The organism is Micromonospora sp. C97, assembly GCF_018070385.1.
In the GTDB taxonomy this organism is placed as follows: Bacteria; Actinomycetota; Actinomycetes; order Mycobacteriales; family Micromonosporaceae; genus Micromonospora; species Micromonospora parva.
The window spans coordinates 648,403-666,380 of the sequence record NZ_JAGPXU010000002.1 but is presented as its reverse complement, the minus strand read 5'-3'; the positions used below and the strand labels follow the sequence as shown (position 1 = coordinate 666,380).

The following is a 17,978-nucleotide window of genomic DNA, read 5'->3' as shown; positions in this document are numbered from 1 at the left end:
ATCCGGACCGGGCACGGACGGGCGACCAGGGGCGCTGCGGTGGCGTTATCGGGAGAACGGCCGTCCCCACGGCGTGTAAGCGTGTGGCAGGCTGCCGACCATGTCAATGCCAGAAGCTGAGGCCGAGACGCATCCGGAAGGCGTCACGTCCGACGGTGACCGGCCGGGGCCGATCGGCCGATGGGTCCGTGCCGACCGCGTCCGCGCGGTGGCGATCGCCCTCATCGTCGTGTCCGTCGCCTGGCGCGCCGGCCTTGCCACCCGTGGCTGGTTCTCGCAGGACGAGTTCGTCATCGCCGCCCAGGTCCTCGACACCCGGTTGGACGCGGACTTCCTCCTGCGTACCTTCAACAACCACCTCATGCCCGGCGGCCTGCTGGTGGCGTGGGCGATGGTGCGGGTGGCGGGCTTTGTCACCTGGCCCTGGGTGCTGCTGCTGGCGGTCGGCCAGGCGGCGATCGGGTTCGCCGTCTACCGGTTGCTGCGCGATCTGCTCCGACCAGGCTGGGGGCTGCTCATCCCGCTGTGCCTGTTCGTGTTCAGCCCGCTGACGCTTGAGGTCTCCTCGCTGTGGTTGGTCGGGCTGCTCGTGATGCCGATGCAGTTGGCCCTGGTCATGGCGGCGACGGCCCAGGTCTGGTACGTGCGGACCGGTCGGCTGCGACACCTCGTGGTGGTTGTCCTGTGGGTGGTGTTCGGCCTGCTCTTCGACACCAAGTCCCTGCTGATCGTGCCGCTGCTGTTCCTGCTGACCGTCTTCCTCTTCACGTCGGGCGGCCCCTGGCGCAGCCTGGTGACGACGGTCCGCCGGCACTGGCCGGCGTGGCTGGTGCTCGGTGCGCTCTCGGGGGCGTACCTGGCGTTCTATCTGACCCGTCCCGCCCGCGAGTTGGACGAACCCACATCCGTCGGTCAGGTCCTCAAATTCCTCGGTGACCTGGTCGGCGAAACCGTCGTTCCGGGTCTGCTCGGCGGACCCTGGCGTTGGGCGTACGCCGGTGACGGTCCGCCGGCCGTGAACCCGTACGACATCGCCAAGTGGCTGTCGTGGGCGGTGCTGGGGGCTCTCATCGTGGTCACCGCGCGGCGGCGCCCGTCGGCCCGGCGGGCCTGGTTGCTGCTCGCGTGCTACCTCGGGCTGGTCGCCGCGCTCTTCGCCGTGACCCGCCTCGGTGGGCCGCTCGGCTCGTTCGTGGGCATCATTCCCCGGTACGTCGCCGACGTGGTGCTGGTCGCCGCGATCTGTGTCGGCGCGGCCCTGTTGGGGACGAAGGACGCCGATGAGGACGACGTGTCCGCGTGGCCGCTGCCGACCGTTCTGCGGGAGCCGGGTGCCTTCGCGGTCGGTCTGGTCTCGATAATCGTCGTCCTGGCCACCATCGGGGTGGGCACGCTGTGGAGCACGGCCCGTTTCGGGGACAACTGGAGCACCAAGTACGGACGGGACTACCTCGCGACGACGCAGATCGAGCTTGCCGCCGCCGCGCCGGGCACCGTCTTCCTGGAGACCACCGTCCCGGACCGCGTCATCGCCGGCTACTTCTGGCCAGACAATCTCCAGTCGCACTTCTTCCGCCCGGCCGAGCGGCGGCCCACCTTCGTGGAGGAGGCCGAGAAGCCGTTCATGTTCGACGACTTCGGCCGGATCCGTCCGGTAGTGGTTCAGGGGCGGAAGGTCGTGCCCGGGACGGTGCCCAACTGCGGGCACCTGGCGGAGGGTGGCGTACCCGCCCGGATCCCGTTGGACGGGTACCTGGAGGAGTGGCCGTACGCGGTCCATTTCGGCTATGTCAGTTCGGGCGACTCGACGGCACTCTTCCGTCTCGGGGACGCGGTCCGGGTAATCACCCTGAAGCGCGGGCTGAACGACGTGTTCTTCCTGCTGGAGGGGGCTGGGGACGCCGTCGAGGTCACCGTGAGCACCTCGGGGGTCCGGGTGTGCACCCAACTGATCACCGTCGGCCGCGCGGTGCCGGCACTGTGAATGGTTGAGCAGACCACCGGCGTCGGGGCCCCACCGGTGCGGCGGGCGCGGGACACGTTGCCGCTGTACGCCGTTGCGGCGGCTGTCACGGTGCTGGTGCTGGCCCCGCTCGCGGCACCGGGATACGCGCTGCTGTACGACATGGTGTTCGTACCCCGGCAGCCGCTGAGTTGGGATCTCGTCGCCCCTGCGCAGACTCTGCCCCGGGCGGTGCCGATGGACGCACTGATGTCCCTGGTCACCCAGCTCGTGCCGGGCTGGGCGGTGCAGCGGGTGGCGCTCGGTGGAGCGGTTCTCCTGGCCGCGGTCGGTGCCGGCCGTCTGGTGCCGACGGAACGGCTCGCGGTCCGGTTGCTCGCCGCGGTGGCGTACGCGTGGACGCCCTACCTGGCCGAGCGGTTGCTGATCGGACAGTGGGGGCTGCTGCTCGCGTACGCCGCGCTGCCCTGGTTGATCCGGGCGGCGCTGGACCTGCGGGCGGGTCGTGACGGCGCGCTCGCCCGGGTGGTGCTCGCCGCGGCTCCCGCCGCGATCACCCCGACCGGTGGGTTGATCGCGTTGGGCACTGTGGCCCTGCTGGTGCCGGACCGGACGCGCCTTCGCCGGTCGGCGCTCGTGGTGGGCGGCGTCGCGTTACTCAACGCCCCCTGGGTGACCGCGGCCCTGGTCACCGGCGCTGGCGGGTCATCCGATCCGGCGGGGGTGGCGGCGTTCGCGGCGCGTTCGGAGAACTGGGCCGGTCCGCTGGTGGCGCTCGCGGGTACGGGTGGCGTCTGGAGCGCACAGGCGACCCCCGCCAGTCGCGCTGCGCCGCTGGTACCGCTGGCGACCCTGCTCCTGCTGGTCCTGGCCGGTGTCGGTGCCGGCCTGCTGCGGCGCCGGGTGCCCCCGGGTGTGGCGGTGCGGCTGGCGCTGCTCGCCGGGATCGCCTGTCTTCTCGCTGCCCTCGGGGTGCTCCCCGGTGGGGCCGCCGTGTTGCGCTGGGCGGTGGTGCATCTGCCGGGTGCGGGGCTGCTTCGAGACGGCCAGAAATTCCTGGCCCCGTACGCCCTGCTGCTGGTGGTGTGTGCCGCGTTGGGAGCCGAGCGGCTGGTGGCCAGGATCGACCGGGAGGTGGCGGGGGTGGTTCTGGTCGGCCTGCTGCTCCTGCCGGTGGCCGTCATGCCGGACCTTGCCTTCGGCGGTGCCGGTCGGCTTCGTCCGGTGAGCTATCCGGCGGACTGGCAGGCGGTGGCCGAGCGGGTGGCCGGCGAGCCGGGGGAGATCCTCGCGCTGCCGCTGTCCGCCTACCGGGCCTACCCATGGAACCCGGGACGTATCGTCCTGGATCCGGCGCCGCGCTATCTGCCGGGGACGGTGCTGACCGACGACACGCTCCGGGTCGGCGACGTCGCGGTGGCCGGGGAGAACCCACGGCTCCGCGAGGTGCGCCGGGTGCTGGCCGAGGGGCGGCCCGTCTCGGCCACCGGTGTGCGCTGGGTGGTCGTGCAGCACCAAGGGCCCAGCGAGGTCGACCCGGCGACCCTTCGTGATCTCGAAGTCGTCCACGAGGGACCGTTTCTCACTCTCTACCGAAACCCGGCTGTTCCTCCGGAATCGGACGCCCCTGGACGTGGTGCGTGGGCCGTCGTGATGGCGCTCGGCGCTGCCCTTCTGGTGGTCATGGCGGCCGCCATTTCGGCACTACACCGGCGTCCTACCGCGTGGTAACGTCCGCTCGCACGTCTCGCCATTGGAGGATTGGCATGCGTAGAGCTCTGACCCTGGTCGTCTCCGGCATGGTGGCGGCGTTGCTGGGGATCCTGGCCCTCGGCGGGCTCTCGGCCGCCGCGACCGCCACCGACAAAGAGGCGGCCAACGAGGCCAAGAGTGTTTCGGAAGCGGCCAAGCGTGCCGGAAAGAAGGACCCGTACGCCCCCGAGGTCTACGGCGACAGGTAGGACGGCTCGCCCCGCTGCTGCACTGGGCGGGGCGACTCCACCCCGCTCAGCAGGTCCGCGAAGCGCCCACCCGCGACCTGCCAGGTGAAGCTCGCCGCGTGCTCCCGGGCCTGCGCCCCCATCTCTCGCCGCATGTCGTCCTCGCGTAGGAGCGTGCGCACCTTCGCCAGGTAGTCGTCGATGTCGTCGGCCAGCAGGCCGGTACGCCCGTCGACGACAGCTTCGGCGACCCCACCCGCTTCCCGGAACGCAACCGTTGGCGTGCCGGCGGAACCCGCCTCGACAATCGTCAGGCCCCAGCCCTCCTTGAGTGACGGGGTCAGGGCGACCCAGGCCGAGGCGAGCAGAGCGGCTTTTTCCTCCTCCGTCACGAAGCCCCGGAAGTCCACCCGCTCGGTGATGTCCAGCTCCGCGGCGAGTTCACGCAGGTGCGACTCCCACCAGCCCTGGCCGGCGACGACCAGCCGCAGCTGGGGCAACTCGTCGGCGAGGGCCGCGACCGCCCGCAACGCCACCTCGACCCGCTTGTGTGGCACCAGCCGATTCAGCGTCACGAGCAGCGGGAACGGCGCCCGCTCGGCGTCGGTGCGGGGCAGCGCCGGGGTGCCGTTGTGCACCACGGCGACCTGCTCCGGCGGTACGCCCAGCACGGCCAGCTCGCTGCGGGTGGCCTCGGAGACGGTGACGTACCGGCACCGCCGGTAGACGCGCACAGCCAGCGACGACTCGACCCACCAGCCGAACCGGGCGGCCCATTTCGGAAGGACCACCGGCCACTGCTCGCGATGCACGTGGTGGATCAGCTTGACCACCGGGCGCCGTGCCCACAGCGGGGAGAGGAACGGCAACCCGTTGCAGACGTCGACCAGGATGTCGGGCCGGCCGCCCCGACGGCTCGACAGCGGGCCCACGCCCAGCGCGCCGGCCAGGTAGCTGAGCGCCGCCCAGAGGTAGACGGTGTGTCTGCCGCCGCGCCGCACCAGCCGAACGCCTGCCTCGTTGACCTCGTCGCCGGGTGCCTCGCTGTGGGCGGCGCAGAAGAGGGTCGCGCGGAAACCGCGCGCCACCAACTCGGCGGCGATCCGTTCCACGTACACCTCGGACCCGCCACCCTCGGGGTTGCGGGTGTCTCGCCAGTTGAGGAACAGCACGTGTCCGGGCATGCCGAAGCGACGCTCCACGCGAACCCTACTCTCAAGTAATTTAGGGACGCGCGTCACACTAGGGGGCCGGGGTGCCGGCCGGCAATGCCCTGATGGGGCAGCGCTGATCGACTGGCGTTACGTGCCGACAGTGGGTGCCGGCGTGACCGTCGGCGCCGCGACGGCCGGTGCGGCCACGTCGACGGTGGGTGTGCCGGACGCCTGCCCGCGCCTGGCCGGTCGCTTCCGACGTTGCGATCCGAGCACCTGCAGGGGCCGCTCGACGCCGTAGTAGCTGACGGTGGCGTACATCAGGCCGAAGACCATGGTGAGTGCGAAGGTGTTGAACAGTCCGCCGGTGAAGAGCGGTCGGTCGTCGATCAGGTAGATGAGTTCGATGACCAGCGGGTGCCACAGGAACAGCCCGTACGAGACGGTGCCGAGCCATCGGGCCGACTCGGCGGCGAAGATTTCCTTGGCCCGCGTCCGCCCGCCGAAGGCCACCGGGATCAGGATCAGCGTCGCGATCGCGAGGTACAGGGCCAGCTTGACCGCGAACTCGGCGGCTGTCGGACCGGTGAGGTCGCGGGGTCCGGCGATGGGCGTCGTCGCGATCGCCATCAGGGCGACCGCCGCTGCCCAGCAGGCAATCGGCGCCGAAGCGAGGTCGTCCAGTACGCGGAAGGCGGCGGGCGCGGTCCCGGTGCGCAGGGCGACGTGCGCCGCCGCCAGGGCCATCCCCGCGCCGAACCAGGCCGCGTACGAGGGGAGCCACATGGTGTGCAGGCCATTGCTGAGCCAGCCGATCCCCAGCAGCGCAAGCCATCCGGCGGTCACCAACAAACCCCCGCAGACGATCACGACGGTTCGGACGGGACGCCACGACCGACCAACAGCGAGCACGGCGATCAGCGGCAGGATCAGGTAGAACGCGACCTCGGTGGCGAGACTCCAGGTCTGGCTGAGCCCGGAGCGCAACTGGCCCGGCTCGTAGATCTGGGTGAAGGTGAGATGGCGAATCCAGTCACCGGCGGACGCCGGCCGATTCTGCGGCAGGACGATCAGGCAGACCAGCACCGCCAGCCAGTAGGCGGGCAGGATTCGTAGCGCCCGCCGCCAGAGGTACCGCCCGGCGCGCGGTCGGGCCTGTCCCGTCGCGGCGTTCAGGGCCCACGGTCGGAACAGCAGGAATCCGGAGAGCACGAAGAAGATGGCAACGCCGACGTCGAGCCGAGCCAGCCAACCGCCCCACGGGGTGTTCATGGTGGCAGCGGTCTGGAACCCGATGTGGTGACCGACGACCGCCACGGCGCCAATTGCTCGCAGCGCGTCGAGTGCGGGGAGTCGGTCGGTAACCGAAGTCTGCGGAATTGTTGGCGCGGCGGCTGTGGACATCTGGACATCCAGGGGGTCGCTTTGAAGGTGACCGGGGAGTAACCTCCCGCCATGTTAAGGATCGGGTGCCCCGGACAACAGGTCGTAGGGCGGCAGGCTACAGGAGGATGAGTGAAGCTTCGCGTGGGCGCCGCGCTCTTCGGGCTCGGTGTTTTGTTGCTGGTCTTCGCGGCTGGGCTGCCGTTCTACGTGGCCCCTTCCGTGACCAAGCTCCCGTATGACCTTGAACCAACGACGTCCGTCGCGGAGGCAAAGAACGCCAAGTTCCTGAAGATCACTCGCGTCGGCGAGTCGGTGAGCATCGAGGTCCTGCAAGGTGACCTCGTCTCCAGCGTCGAGGTCATTCCTCAGCCGGACGACACGAGGGACCGGCTACCCGAGGACCTCAAGGGCGACGCGGTGATCTGGGACGTCTACCAGACCGTCAGGCGTGCCGACACCCCTGATGTGGTCAGCCAGTACAGCACCGAGCTGGCTCTCGACCGGATCTCCGGCGCGGCCGCCCCGTGGAAGGAGCAGTGGCTCAACGAGAGCGGCGCGGAGCAGACTCCGGTCGGGAACGTGACCTACTCCGGCCAGATCTACAAGTTCCCGTTCGGCACCGACAAGCGGGACTACCAGGTTTTCGACCGTGACCTGAAGCGGGCCGTCCCGGCGAAGTTCGTCGGCACCGAAAAGATCAAGGGCATCGAGGCGTACCGCTTCGAGCAGCGCATCGAGAACGAGGCGCTTAACACCCCGGAGGCGAGCCTCAAGCCGCTGCTCGGCAGGTTCGCCCCCACCGCCACCAGCGGTCAGATCGTCTACAGCAACACCCGTACGCTCTGGGTCGACCCGGTGACGGGCTCCTACGTGAACGTCCGGGAGCAGCAGAAGAAGGAGTTGCGCCCGGACACCGGCACCGCCACGGTGCTGCTGGACGCGGACTTCAACTACAACGACGACACGGTCAGCCGCAGTGTCGAGACGGTCAAGGACAACCGCTTCAAGATCGGCCTGATCAGTTTCTGGGGCCCGATCGCCGCCGGTGTCCTCGGTCTGATCGCCCTCGTCGTCGGCGTGTGGCTGGTGATGCGGAACGACGACGGTGCCGCCCGGCACCGCGCCGACGCGGCTGTGGCACCCGGCACCGACCCGACCCGTACCCGGGTGGACCAGGAGCCGGTACGCGACGCGGAGACCGCCGAGCAGCCCCGGACCGAGCCCGCAGGCGGTCCACTGACCGACGAGATCCCGCCGGCGTCGACGAACTGGAAGTCCGAGGACCCGACGGTGCCAACCCAGCGCCCGGCGCACGGCGAGGTCGAGCAGCGCTAGACGGGTACGACGCGATGCACGTTTGAGGGGTGGACCGCAGGTGCGGTCCACCCCTCAGTCGTGAGGCGGCATCTGCCTCGGATGCCCTGCGCGGCGCACGGCGTACCGCGTGCAGACCCAGTCTTCGCTGTACAGCCGATCGCGCCACTGCCCGACGATCTCCCCGTCGTGTGCGGCCATGAGCCGCACCATGTCGGCGTGCGGTACGACCGTCATCTTCATCGGCGCCGGGTAATTGAGCAGGTGACGCTGTGCCCAGCTGATCAGGCGGGCCGGCGCCAGGTGCCAGACGATGCCCCTGGCCGTGTGCGCCGGTTCGGTGGGGAATCCCACGACGGCGGTGCCGCCTGGCCGCAACACGCGCAGGAACTCGGCCAGATAGCAATCGATGGCGGGGCGCGGTAGGTGTTGCAGCACCAGGGCGCTGTAGACCAGGTCGAAGTGACCGTCGGGGAACTGGCTCAGGTCCGGTGCGTCGTTGAGGACGAACCGGATGTTCTCGGCGCTCTGGTTCAGTCGCCGGGCGGTCTCCAGCATCGTCGGAGCGATGTCCACACCGACGACCTCGTCCGCGTGTGGGGCGAGTGCCTGCGACAGTCGCCCGACGCCGCAGCCGAAGTCGAGCACCCGCTCCCAGCGGGTGGGCAGGCCGAGTTGGCGAAGTTGGCCGGTCGTCTCCTCGACGTCGGTGCGGCCGGTGGCCAGGAACTCCCCGACGTCCCACCGTCCGCCGCGTTTGCCGGGCTCGACGAGTACGGCCCAGAGCGGATCTTCAGCTCCGAGCTTGGTCCAGTCGCGTCGCACGTCGTTCAGATGCACGCCGAAACCCTAGGACCTCGGGCCGCTCGGTGGGGTCCTGCTGTCTCCGGGATCGCCTGGATGTTCGGGCGAGAGGACGAGCCGAACGGCTCTCCGCAGCCTGCGTACTTTACATCCGTTACCTAATTGTAATTCCTCGATGCCCTGCGACTCTCTGCTGTCGGGGGGCGGGGTTGTGCCGCCTTTGTCGCCTGTCGAGGCTTCTGTCCACACAGGTAGTTCCACGATTCGTGACGTCGACCGTCTGTTGGATCGCCCTCCTGTTACCGCCGGATGGTCAGGGGGTTGTGAGTCGCGCCGCAACGGGTGCACGATCAGGCTCGATCGTTACCCGCCGGTAACACATGACGTGCCCGGTGCGAGGCCGCCAGTCCGGGACCGGCCACCTGAGGAGGAACCCGTGCAGGATCGCTTTGAGGATCAGGGCCGTACCCGTTGGCGGCGGTTCGCCGCCATGGCGGTCCCCGCCACCGCCGCCGTCGGCGCCATCCTGTTCGGCATGTCGACCGGCGCCATCGCGTCCGACGTCACCGTGTCCGGACAGACGTTCAAGATCGGCGCGGCGCGCCTCGAGGGCGACGGCTTCAAGCAGTACGGCGGCGTCGTCCGCGAGAAGGGTGAGGACGGCAAGACCCACCCGATCGCCGTCGCCGAAATCAGCAGCGCGGAGCTCTACAACCTCTGCCAGTCCATCCGCTCCGACCTGCCCGGCCTGCCCGTGGTGCTCACCATCAACGCCGGTGAGGGCAAGGAGCCCGCCCGGGCCAAGGACCTGCTGATCGCCATGGACTCGCTCGACGGCAACGCGACGTTCACCAACATCAAGATTGGCCGGGACGCGAGCGACCTGAACGCGACAGCGCAGAAGGGCTCATTCGGCCAGAACTCCGACCACGTCAGCATCACGAACCTGCAGCAGGTGTCCCGGTACACCACGGCGGCCACCTTCAACCTGGTCGGACTCCGGTTGAAGGTCAACGTGGGCGACGAGGCCAAGGGCAAGGAGTGCTTCTGAGGTGAGTCGGGCCCGCGGTGGCCGACCACCGGGGGTGCCGTCCCCTTCCCCGTCCCCGCTCCGCCAGGAGGAGTACGTGACAACCGCCAACGCGTCCCACGCCCGGCCCGGCGGCACGGCCCAGGCGTGGCAGACCTTCCGCCGCTGGCAGCGGAGCCGACCGTTCTGGGGAGGCCTCTTCGTCGCCCTGGCCGGGGTGGAGATGTTCGCCTCCACCCGGATGACGATCAACGGCCTGAGCTTCCACAGCGGAGCCACCGGTCTGCTCTCGCTCCTGATCCCGGTCATCCTGGTGACCTGCGCCCTGCTGCTCTGGTTGAGCCCGGCGCAGCGGCTGTTCTACTCGGTCGTCGCGGCGGTCACCACGGTCTATTCGCTGATCGGGCTCAACCTCGGCGGCTTCTTCGTCGGTCTTCTGCTCGGCATCGTCGGCAGCGCGCTCGCCTTCGCCTGGACCCCGACCCGACCCGCGCCAGCCGCTGCCGACCTGTCCGACACCGAACTGCCCCTCGCCGAACAAATCGATGCGGATCAGGCAGACGCGGATCAGCGCGGCACGGATCAGGCAGACGCGGATCAGCCTGGCGCGGAGCAGCGCGGAGTCGAGCGGCTCGACACGGAGCGGATCGGAGTCGGGCAGACCGACGCGGCCGGCGAACCGGTGGACCGCCCGGCGAGCGACGCGACCGACGCGGGCGCACCCCCCGAGTGGCCGGGACGTCCTGCTGATCCGCGGGTGTTCGGAGTCGCGCTGCTGGTGCTGGGCCTCGCCGCGGCCGGCCTGGCCACCCAGCCGGGAGCGGTGCAGGCCGCACCGACCCGACCCGCCGCGACCGCCTGCCCGACCCCGTCCCGGTCCGTCACGCCGTCGCGCAGCCCCTCCACTCCCACCAGGACGCCGACCCCGACACCGAGCGTCAGCCCGGAGCGGGACGGCAACATCATCACCGACATCCTGGATGGAATCGGGGACCTGTTCAACGGTGGACGCGACGAGAAGACCGCGACGCCGTCGGCCACCCCGACCGCCAACCCGTCGGCGAAGCCGACAGTCACGCCGACGGCCCGTCCCGGGTCCACGGCCTGCCCGTCACCGAACCCGGGCGGGTCAGGTAAGCCCGGGGCCACGACGCCCGACAAGCCGGACAAAGCGGAGCCGGGCAAGCCGCTGCCCCGCATCGCGGCCGACCCGAATCTGCCGATGGTGGGCGAGACGCCGTCCAAGCTCACCGGCTCCAAGGTCACCATGACCGGGCTGCGGTTCGACGGGACCACCGAGCTGCGGACCGAGAAGGGCAGCCTCAAGGTGCTGAAGTTCAGCATGCGGGAGGCGGTGACCGACGACTTCCTGCTGGTCGCCGACGGCCCCGACGGGCGCACCCAGCGGTACAAGACCGACCGGCTGACCGTCCGCGGTGACGTGGCCTTCTACTCCACCCGGTTCGTCGGCAAGCTGCTCGGCATCAAGCTCACTCTGACCCCGGACCTGCCGTTGCCGGACGGGATCCCGGTCACCCTGCCGATCTCGATCACGTTCACCGACCCGGTCATCGATCTGGCGTTCGTCACCAGTGACACGCTGACCGCCCGGCCCTCGTTGGCGCTGGCACTCGGCTGAACGACAACCGTCCCGATGGCTCCGGGTGCTGGCGGTACGACGAACCGCCAGCACCCGGGCCGTCAGAGACTCAGAGCCGGGCCAGCGCCCGACGCAGCGGGTCGAGACCCAGCGCACCCAGGTCCAACGCCTGCCGGTGGAACTCCCGCAGGTCGAAGTCGGCACCCTTGCGGGCCTTGGCGTCCTCGCGGGCCTGCAACCAGATCCGCTCACCCACCTTGTACGACGGCGCCTGCCCCGGCCAACCGAGGTAGCGGTTCAGCTCGAAGCGCAGGTTCTCGTCCGGGACCCGGCAGTGCGCCCGCATGAACTCCCAGCCCAGCTCGGGCGTCCAGCGCTCGCCCGGGTGGAAGCCGAAGGGGTTGTCCTTCGGGATCTCCAGCTCCAGGTGCATGCCGATGTCCACGATCACCCGTGCCGCGCGCATCGCCTGGCCGTCGAGCATGCCGAGCTTGTCGCCCGGGTCGTCCAGGTAACCCAGTTCGTCCATCAGCCGCTCCGAGTAGAGCGCCCAGCCCTCGCCGTGCCCGGAGACCCAGCAGAGCAGCCGCTGCCAGCGGTTGAGCAGGTCGGCCCGGACGGCGGTCTGCGCCACCTGGAGGTGGTGACCGGGCACGCCCTCGTGGTAGACCGTGGTTACCTCCCGCCAGGTGGAGAAGTCGGTGATGCCCTGCGGCACCGCCCACCACATCCGACCCGGGCGGGAGAAGTCCTCACTGGGGCCGGTGTAGTAGATGGCGCCGTCGCTGGTCGGGGCGAGGCAGCACTCGATGTGGCGGACCTGCTCCGGGATGTCGAAGTGGGTGCCGTGCAGCTCGGTGATCGCCTTGTCGGCCAGCGCCTGCATCCAGTCCCGGAACGCCTCCTTGCCCTGGATGGTCCGGGCCGGGTCGGCGTCCAACCGGGCCACTGCCTCGTCGACTGTGGCACCGGAGCCGGCGATGCGCCCCGCCACGACGCGCATCTCCTCCTCCAGCCGGGCCAGCTCCGCGAAACCCCAGGCGTACGTCTCGTCCAGGTCGACCTTGGCGCCGAGGAAGTACTGAGAGGCGAGTTCGTAGCGCTCCCGGCCGGCGGCCTGCTTGTCCCGCCCGTGCGGGGCCAGCTCGGTACGCAGGAACTGGCCGAACTCGGCGGTCGCCGCCGTCGCCGATGCCGCGCCCCGACGCAGCTCCGAGCCGAGCGTGCCCTCCGCTCCCAGCCGCTCGACCAGCCCGTGGAAGAAGTTGTCACCGGTCGGGTCGACCCAGATGTCGCACTGCTTGGCCACCTCGACCAACTGCACCTTCGAGCTGACCGCACCGACGGCGAGCGCCTCGCGCAGGGTGGTCTTGTAGCCCTCCAGCGCGGCGCCGAAACCGTTGAGCCGGGCGGCGATGTTGGCCTGGTCGTCGCTGGTCGCGGTGGGCATCAGGTCGAACACCATGCGGATCTCGTGCAGCCCGCTGGTGATCACACTGACCTCGCTGGTCACCTCGCCGGCGTCGTACCGGGCGAGGTCCAGGCCGAGTCGTTCCTGCATGGCCTCCTTGGCGGTCCGTTCCGATTCGGTCTCCGGCTCGGTCACCTCCAGCTCGGCGAGCGTCCGGCGGGTGAGGTCCGCGCGGGCCCGGTAGCCGTCGGGCGACAGGTCGTCGAGCTGATCGTCATGGCCGGCGATGCCGACGAAGGTCGCGCCGGTGGGGCTCAACGGCGCCCACTCGGCCACGTAGCGGTTGGCGAGTTCATCAATTCGTCCCACGCTGCGACACTACGTGACCGCCCCACCGCTTTGTCGCCGACGTTTGTTGTGTTCGAGCTGCGGGTTCGGGCACGGCGTGACGGCCGAAAGGCGCGCGACTTTGTCGTACGGTTACGGCAGAGTGTCAGGGGTGACCACCGATACCACTCCTGACAAAGCGCCGGTCCGCGCCTGGCTGCCCGGCTTCGTCGCCCTCGCCGCGATCTGGGGCTCCAGTTTCCTGTTCATCAAGGTCGGGGTGGCCGAGCTGCACCCTGTTCAACTCACCCTCTACCGGGTCCTCGCCGGGGCGCTGACTCTGCTGGTGGTCCTCGCCGTGCTCCGCGACCGACTGCCCCGCGAGCCCCGGGTCTGGGCGCACCTGACCGTCGTCGCCGCCTTCGGCGTGTCAGTGCCGTTCACCCTCTTCGGTTACGGGGAGCAGCGGGTCGAGTCGATGCTGGCCGGCATCTGGAACGCCACCACCCCGTTGATCGTGCTGCCGCTGGCGGTGCTGGTCTTCCGCACCGAGCGGCTCACGGTGCGCCGGGCGGTCGGGCTCGGGCTCGGTTTCGTCGGGGTGCTGGTGGTGCTCGGGGTCTGGGAGGGCATCGGCGGGGCCCACTTCGTCGGGCAGCTCATGTGCTTCGGCGCGGCGGCCTGCTACGGCGTGGCCATCCCGTACCAGAAGCGGTTCGTCGCCGGCAGCACGCACTCGGGTCTGTCGCTCTCCACCGCGCAACTGCTGCTCGCCGCCGCGCAGTTGGCAATCGTCACCCCCTTCGTCGCCGGCCTGCCGCCGCTGCCCACCGAGCTTTCGGCGGGGGTGGTGGCGAGCGTGCTGACCCTCGGCGCGCTCGGCACCGGCCTCGCGTTCGTGATCAACATGCGCAACATCCGGGTGGCCGGCGCGAGCACCGCGTCCACCGTCACGTACCTGATCCCGATCTTCGCGGTGCTGATCGGTGCCGTGGCGCTCGACGAACGACTCAACTGGCACCAACCGGTCGGCGCGCTGATCGTGCTGCTCGGGGTCGCGGTCTCGCAGGGGATGTTCAGTCGCCGCCGGACCAGCCCGGTGGTCGGCGTCGGCGCACCCACCACCCCGGCCGCCGAACCCGCCCGCCGCTGAGCGACCACCTGATCGACACGGCTTTTCAGAAATCGGGGTGTCCGGCGGACCCGGACACCCCGATGTCCAGAAACGCGAGTGGATCAGCGCCGGTCGTGCGTCCAGGCCACCAGTTGCTCCGCCGACCACGTGTTGACCACCCGGTCGGCGGGGACACCGCACAGTGCCGCGCGTTCGCAGCCGAACCGCTGCCAGTCGAGCTGGCCGGGCGCGTGCGCATCCGTATTGATGGCGAACCGGCAGCCGGCCTCCAACGCGCGGCGGATCAGACGCTTCGGTGGGTCCTGCCGCTCCGGCCGAGAGTTGATCTCGACGGCGGTGTCGTGCTCGGCGCAGGCGGCGAAGACGGCGTCCGCGTCGAAGTCGCTCTCCGCCCGGGTACGCGCCCGGTGCCCCCGATCGCCCGGACCGGTCACCCCGGCGGGCCGGGACGACACCATCCGGCCGGTGACGTGGCCGAGGATGTCCAGGTGCGGGTTGGCAACCGCCTTCACCATGCGCCGGGTCATCTTCGACCGCTCGTCCTTCAGCCCGCTGTGCACCGACCCGACCACCACATCGAGGCGCGCCAGCAGGTCGTCGTCCTGGTCCAGGGAGCCGTCAGCGAGGATGTCCACCTCGATCCCGGTGAGGATCCGGAAACCCTCGGGCAGCGCCGCGTTGACCTGCGCCACATGGTCGAGCTGCTGGCGCAGCCGGGCCGCGGTCAGCCCCCGGGCCACCGTCAGCCGGGGCGAGTGGTCGGTCAGCACCAGATACTCGTGGCCCAACTCCACCGCGGCCAACGCCATCTCCTCAATGGGCGAACCGCCGTCGGACCAGTCCGAATGGGTGTGGCAGTCGCCGCGCAGGGCGGCGCGCAGCGCCGTGGCCTCGGCGTCCAGGTCGCTGCCCTCGGTCGCCACCAGCCGGCGCAGGTAGACCGGCTCCTCACCGGCGAGGGACTCCGCCACACAGCGGGCCGTCACGTCACCGACCCCGGCCAGCTCGGTGAGCGTGCCGTTGCCGGCCCGTTCGGTCAGCTCGGCCGCGGGCAGGCCGGCCAACGCCTTCGCCGCCGACCGGAACGCGCGTACCCGGTAGGTGGCCTCGTTGGCCCGTTCCAGAAGGAACGCGATCCGGCGCAGGTCGGCGATGGGATCTCTCGCGCGAGCCATGTCAGGGCGCCTTCGGGCAGCCGTGCCGGCGTTGCCACGCGGTGACCTCGGCGGCCGGCTCCCGGTTGCCGCCGCGCCGCCAGGAGTCCAGGTAACGCGCCGGCCAGATCACCCCACGCCGGATCCACCAGCCGTCCTTACCCGTGCACCCCGGCGAGATGCCGAAGTGCACGTGACAGACGTTGTTCGCGTTGCCCGTGCGGCCCACCTTGCCGAGCTGCTGCCCGGCGCGGACCCGCACCCCGGCGTCGACACCGCTGGTCACGGCGCTCAGGTGCGAGCCGTAGTACCGCACCCCGTCGTCGCCGAGCAGGGAGACCGACAGGCCGCCGTTGTCCGGGCCCTGTGGCCCGCGCTTGCGGTACCGGTCGACTCGGCTCACCTCCAGCACCGTCCCGTCGGTCACCGCCACGAACGGCTCGCCGCAGGCGGCGAAAAGGTCCGTCGCCGGGTACGCCCCGTGCGTCGGGTGGTAGTCGACGTTGTCGGCGCGTACCGGAAAGACATGCTTCAGCCCGACGCGGGGTGCCGTCGCCGAGGGCGTGGCCGACGACGGCGCCGGCGGGCTCGGGTCGGTTGCCGCCGGCGACGGCGGCTGCGACGCCGGCTGGTCGGCTGTCGCCCAGACCGCCGGTGGCGTCGGCGCGGCGCCGTCGGGCACCCCCGGCCGGGTGGTCGCGCAACCGGCGGCCAGCACCGGGGCGAGCAGCAGCAGGATGGGGTACGCCGGACGAGCGCGGCGGCTGATCGTCGGCGAGGCCATCCGGTCATCCTGGCAGAGCCGGTACCGTGGGCACGAGCGGCACGCGTGAGGGAGGGCAGCGACGGTGACCTTTGCCCGACCCGAACCTGGCCCGGACTTCGGTGCCGCCCGCCCGATGCCGCGTACCCCGTCGGGTCTCTTCCCCTCCGGTCCTCCGACCCGACCCACCTACCGCGAGCCGCACCCGGTCACCGGCGGTGGCGTCGCCGCCGGTGGTGGCGCGGCAGCCGGTTGGTTGCTGCTGTTCGGCCTGCTCGGCACCGACGTGGCCAGCTACGCCTGGTGGACGGTGTTCGCCGGCCTGCTGGCCTGGGTCACCGCCCTGGTGCTGGTCCGCTACGGCGACCGGGGGGTGGCCACCGGGGTCGCCATCGTCACGGCCGGTGGCTGGAGCATCGCCGCCGCCGTGGTGGCGGTCCGCTGGGCCACCAGTGGTGACTGGCCGCTGTGGTGACCAGCACGGACCGGCCCCGGAACGCCGCCCGGTGACTGCGCCGCGTGCCCGGATGGCTGCGTAGCGAACGCCGTCTTGACGTGGCCGCCCAGACTCGGCACGCTCGGCACTATGGTCTGGACCACTCCGCGACAGGATCCCGATCGCAGCCGCCGCCGCCTGCAGTTGCTGGCCGAGCTGGCGGGTGCCCGGGCGGTCCGCCAGCGCAGCCGACCACAGCGGCAGCGCACCGAGCGTCTGCGGCAACTCATCGCCACCCGCCGTCGAGTCGTCGGCTGATTCGACTTTGTCAGGAATGACCCGCCCTTCGGGGCGTTGACGGGTCGCCTGCCGACCCGACCGGCTAACGTGCACGCGTAACGAGTCGACGCTGTGTCGAGGGCTATTGGGGGGACCGTGTCGTACTTCGCTGCGGCCGTGGTGCGCGACGACAGTGGCTGGACCGCCGCCGAGGTCAGCCTGCGTGGCGCGACCGACATCGACGAGGTCGCCGACCGGCTGCGTGACGTCGACCAGGAGGCCGACGTGTCGCTGCTCTTCGTCGAGGCCGACGACGCGTACCTGGTGATCCTGCGCCTGGACGAGGGCGAGGACCTGCGGGTGTTCGGTTCGGACTCCGCGTACGCCGAGGAGTCGCAGCTGGGGGCGCTGCTGGTCGGTGACCTGAAGACCTCGGTCACCGGGCTCGACGGTGACGACGAGCCCCGCCCGGCGAGCACCGGCGACGACGAGAGCGAGCAGCCCGTCGTCGACCCGGAGGCCGACCCGGTCGGTGACGCCGACCTGCTGGCCAACCTCGGCATCTCCGCGCAGAAGCTGCTGACCCTCTGCACCCACGAGGGGATGATGCCGGCGGACGTCACCGCCGAGATCTGCCAGGTGCTCGGCTGCGCCGACGAGGTCGAGGAGCTGCGTGAGGTCTGAGCCGGCCGACGCCACCGATCCGTCGCTGGAGTCGATCCGGCCGGGCCAACCCACCCCCGGTGCGGTGGGCCGCGCCGGGCCCGGTGCCCACGAGGGCCTTGCCGACACTGGTGAGATCGGCCGGCGGCAGCGGCACGAACTGTGGATGCGCCGCGCCCTGGAGGTCGCCGTCGCCGGTCCGCCGGTCGACGACGCGGTCAGCACCGACGTCGACGACGTGCCGGTGGGGGCGGTGCTCTACGGCCCGGACGGCACCGAGCTGGCCACCGGACGCAACGAACGGGAGTTGACCGGGGACCCCACCGCGCACGCCGAGGTGCTGGCCCTGCGCCGAGGCGCCGAACGCACCGGCCGGTGGCGGCTCGACGGCTGCACCCTGGTGGTCACCCTCGAACCGTGCACCATGTGCGCCGGGGCGCTGGTGCTCGCCCGGGTCTCCACCGTCGTCTTCGGCGCCTGGGAACCCAAGACCGGCGCGGCCGGATCGCTCTGGGACGTGCTGCGCGACCGCCGGCTCAACCACCGCCCCGAGGTCTACGGCGGCGTGCTGGAGACCGAAACCGCCACCGTCCTGCGCGCGTTCTTCCGCTGAGGTCGG

At 70.8% G+C, this 17,978-nt stretch carries 17 protein-coding genes; 11 read left to right on the top strand and 6 right to left on the bottom strand.

What is annotated here, in order from left to right; all coding sequences use genetic code 11:
- Positions 1 to 106: 106 nt before the first annotated feature.
- From KBX26_RS06300 to KBX26_RS06290, 3 genes are read left to right on the top strand one after another with little or no spacing between them, the layout of a single operon-like run.
- The gene (locus KBX26_RS06300; RefSeq protein WP_374224220.1) at positions 107 to 1,984 is read left to right on the top strand and encodes a hypothetical protein; all 1,878 of its coding nucleotides are present in this window, start codon (positions 107 to 109) and stop codon (positions 1,982 to 1,984) included.
- Positions 1,985 to 3,694 carry a hypothetical protein gene (locus tag KBX26_RS06295; RefSeq protein WP_210864913.1) on the top strand — a complete coding sequence of 570 codons (1,710 nt, stop codon included), beginning with the start codon at positions 1,985 to 1,987 and terminating at the stop codon, positions 3,692 to 3,694. It begins immediately after the preceding gene.
- A 35-nt stretch (positions 3,695 to 3,729) separates the two neighbouring features.
- On the top strand, positions 3,730 to 3,924 hold the full coding sequence (locus KBX26_RS06290) for a hypothetical protein (RefSeq protein WP_030328187.1): 195 nt from the start codon (positions 3,730 to 3,732) through the stop codon (positions 3,922 to 3,924).
- Here the strand turns inward: KBX26_RS06290 and KBX26_RS06285 are convergent.
- Positions 3,909 to 5,087 (bottom strand): glycosyltransferase family 4 protein, encoded by a 1,179-nt coding sequence (locus KBX26_RS06285; protein ID WP_156057253.1) that lies wholly within the window; start codon positions 5,085 to 5,087, stop codon positions 3,909 to 3,911. The two genes, KBX26_RS06290 and KBX26_RS06285, sit on opposite strands and share 16 nt — an antisense overlap.
- A gap of 117 nt (positions 5,088 to 5,204) precedes the next feature.
- Positions 5,205 to 6,461 carry an acyltransferase gene (locus tag KBX26_RS06280; protein ID WP_210858311.1) on the bottom strand — a complete coding sequence of 419 codons (1,257 nt, stop codon included), beginning with the start codon at positions 6,459 to 6,461 and terminating at the stop codon, positions 5,205 to 5,207.
- Between the two features lie 111 nt (positions 6,462 to 6,572).
- On the opposite strand from KBX26_RS06280, the gene KBX26_RS06275 reads away from it, so the two are divergent.
- Complete coding sequence (locus KBX26_RS06275) at positions 6,573 to 7,778, top strand: DUF3068 domain-containing protein (RefSeq protein ID WP_210864912.1); 1,206 nt, start codon at positions 6,573 to 6,575, stop codon at positions 7,776 to 7,778.
- A 54-nt stretch (positions 7,779 to 7,832) separates the two neighbouring features.
- On the opposite strand, the gene KBX26_RS06270 is transcribed toward KBX26_RS06275, so the two are convergent.
- Positions 7,833 to 8,597, bottom strand: a complete 765-nt coding sequence (locus KBX26_RS06270) for a class I SAM-dependent methyltransferase (RefSeq protein ID WP_210864911.1) — start codon at positions 8,595 to 8,597, stop codon at positions 7,833 to 7,835.
- 400 nt (positions 8,598 to 8,997) lie between these two features.
- On the opposite strand from KBX26_RS06270, the gene KBX26_RS06265 reads away from it, so the two are divergent.
- On the top strand, positions 8,998 to 9,612 hold the full coding sequence (locus KBX26_RS06265) for a DUF6230 family protein (protein WP_210864910.1): 615 nt from the start codon (positions 8,998 to 9,000) through the stop codon (positions 9,610 to 9,612).
- Positions 9,613 to 9,688: 76 nt separating this feature from the next.
- The gene (locus KBX26_RS06260; protein ID WP_210864909.1) at positions 9,689 to 11,230 is read left to right on the top strand and encodes a DUF6114 domain-containing protein; all 1,542 of its coding nucleotides are present in this window, start codon (positions 9,689 to 9,691) and stop codon (positions 11,228 to 11,230) included.
- A gap of 70 nt (positions 11,231 to 11,300) precedes the next feature.
- Here KBX26_RS06260 and KBX26_RS06255 read toward each other — a convergent pair whose 3' ends face one another.
- A complete protein-coding gene (locus KBX26_RS06255; RefSeq protein WP_030328174.1) occupies positions 11,301 to 12,971 on the bottom strand; it encodes a DUF885 domain-containing protein in 1,671 nt (556 codons plus the stop codon).
- A gap of 130 nt (positions 12,972 to 13,101) precedes the next feature.
- Here KBX26_RS06255 and KBX26_RS06250 point away from each other — a divergent pair, with 130 nt between their 5' ends.
- Positions 13,102 to 14,082 (top strand): DMT family transporter, encoded by a 981-nt coding sequence (locus KBX26_RS06250; RefSeq protein ID WP_210864908.1) that lies wholly within the window; start codon positions 13,102 to 13,104, stop codon positions 14,080 to 14,082.
- 83 nt (positions 14,083 to 14,165) lie between these two features.
- Here the strand turns inward: KBX26_RS06250 and KBX26_RS06245 are convergent, their stop codons facing one another.
- Entirely contained in the window at positions 14,166 to 15,239 is a 1,074-nt protein-coding gene (locus tag KBX26_RS06245; RefSeq protein WP_030328170.1) for a PHP domain-containing protein, read from the bottom strand.
- A gap of 1 nt (position 15,240) precedes the next feature.
- Positions 15,241 to 16,002, bottom strand: a complete 762-nt coding sequence (locus KBX26_RS06240; RefSeq protein ID WP_210864907.1) for a M23 family metallopeptidase — start codon at positions 16,000 to 16,002, stop codon at positions 15,241 to 15,243.
- A gap of 115 nt (positions 16,003 to 16,117) precedes the next feature.
- Between KBX26_RS06240 and KBX26_RS06235 the strand changes: the two genes are divergently transcribed.
- The 4 genes from KBX26_RS06235 (at position 16,118) to KBX26_RS06220 (ending at position 17,972) form a co-directional block, all read left to right on the top strand.
- Complete coding sequence (locus KBX26_RS06235; RefSeq protein WP_030328166.1) at positions 16,118 to 16,456, top strand: hypothetical protein; 339 nt, start codon at positions 16,118 to 16,120, stop codon at positions 16,454 to 16,456.
- Between the two features lie 111 nt (positions 16,457 to 16,567).
- The gene (locus KBX26_RS06230) at positions 16,568 to 16,735 is read left to right on the top strand and encodes a hypothetical protein (RefSeq protein WP_167337265.1); all 168 of its coding nucleotides are present in this window, start codon (positions 16,568 to 16,570) and stop codon (positions 16,733 to 16,735) included.
- A gap of 117 nt (positions 16,736 to 16,852) precedes the next feature.
- Positions 16,853 to 17,380, top strand: coding sequence for a tRNA adenosine deaminase-associated protein (locus KBX26_RS06225; RefSeq protein ID WP_030328163.1), 528 nt, complete (start codon positions 16,853 to 16,855; stop codon positions 17,378 to 17,380).
- 145 nt (positions 17,381 to 17,525) lie between these two features.
- Positions 17,526 to 17,972, top strand: coding sequence for a nucleoside deaminase (locus tag KBX26_RS06220; protein WP_209444471.1), 447 nt, complete (start codon positions 17,526 to 17,528; stop codon positions 17,970 to 17,972).
- The last annotated feature ends 6 nt before the right edge of the window (positions 17,973 to 17,978 follow it).

Bases quoted from the DNA above. Each gene is read 5' to 3' on its own strand.
- KBX26_RS06235 (WP_030328166.1), top strand. From the start codon at position 16,118: ATGCCGCGTACCCCGTCGGGTCTCTTCCCCTCCGGTCCTCCGACCCGA.
- KBX26_RS06220 (WP_209444471.1), top strand. From the start codon at position 17,526: ATGCGCCGCGCCCTGGAGGTCGCCGTCGCCGGTCCGCCGGTCGACGAC.
- KBX26_RS06295 (WP_210864913.1), top strand. From the start codon at position 1,985: ATGGTTGAGCAGACCACCGGCGTCGGGGCCCCACCGGTGCGGCGGGCG.
- KBX26_RS06285 (WP_156057253.1), bottom strand. From the start codon at position 5,087: ATGCCCGGACACGTGCTGTTCCTCAACTGGCGAGACACCCGCAACCCC.
- KBX26_RS06300 (WP_374224220.1), top strand. From the start codon at position 107: ATGCCAGAAGCTGAGGCCGAGACGCATCCGGAAGGCGTCACGTCCGAC.
- KBX26_RS06290 (WP_030328187.1), top strand. From the start codon at position 3,730: ATGCGTAGAGCTCTGACCCTGGTCGTCTCCGGCATGGTGGCGGCGTTG.
- KBX26_RS06230 (WP_167337265.1), top strand. From the start codon at position 16,568: ATGGTCTGGACCACTCCGCGACAGGATCCCGATCGCAGCCGCCGCCGC.
- KBX26_RS06280 (WP_210858311.1), bottom strand. From the start codon at position 6,461: ATGTCCACAGCCGCCGCGCCAACAATTCCGCAGACTTCGGTTACCGAC.
- KBX26_RS06245 (WP_030328170.1), bottom strand. From the start codon at position 15,239: ATGGCTCGCGCGAGAGATCCCATCGCCGACCTGCGCCGGATCGCGTTC.
- KBX26_RS06240 (WP_210864907.1), bottom strand. From the start codon at position 16,002: ATGGCCTCGCCGACGATCAGCCGCCGCGCTCGTCCGGCGTACCCCATC.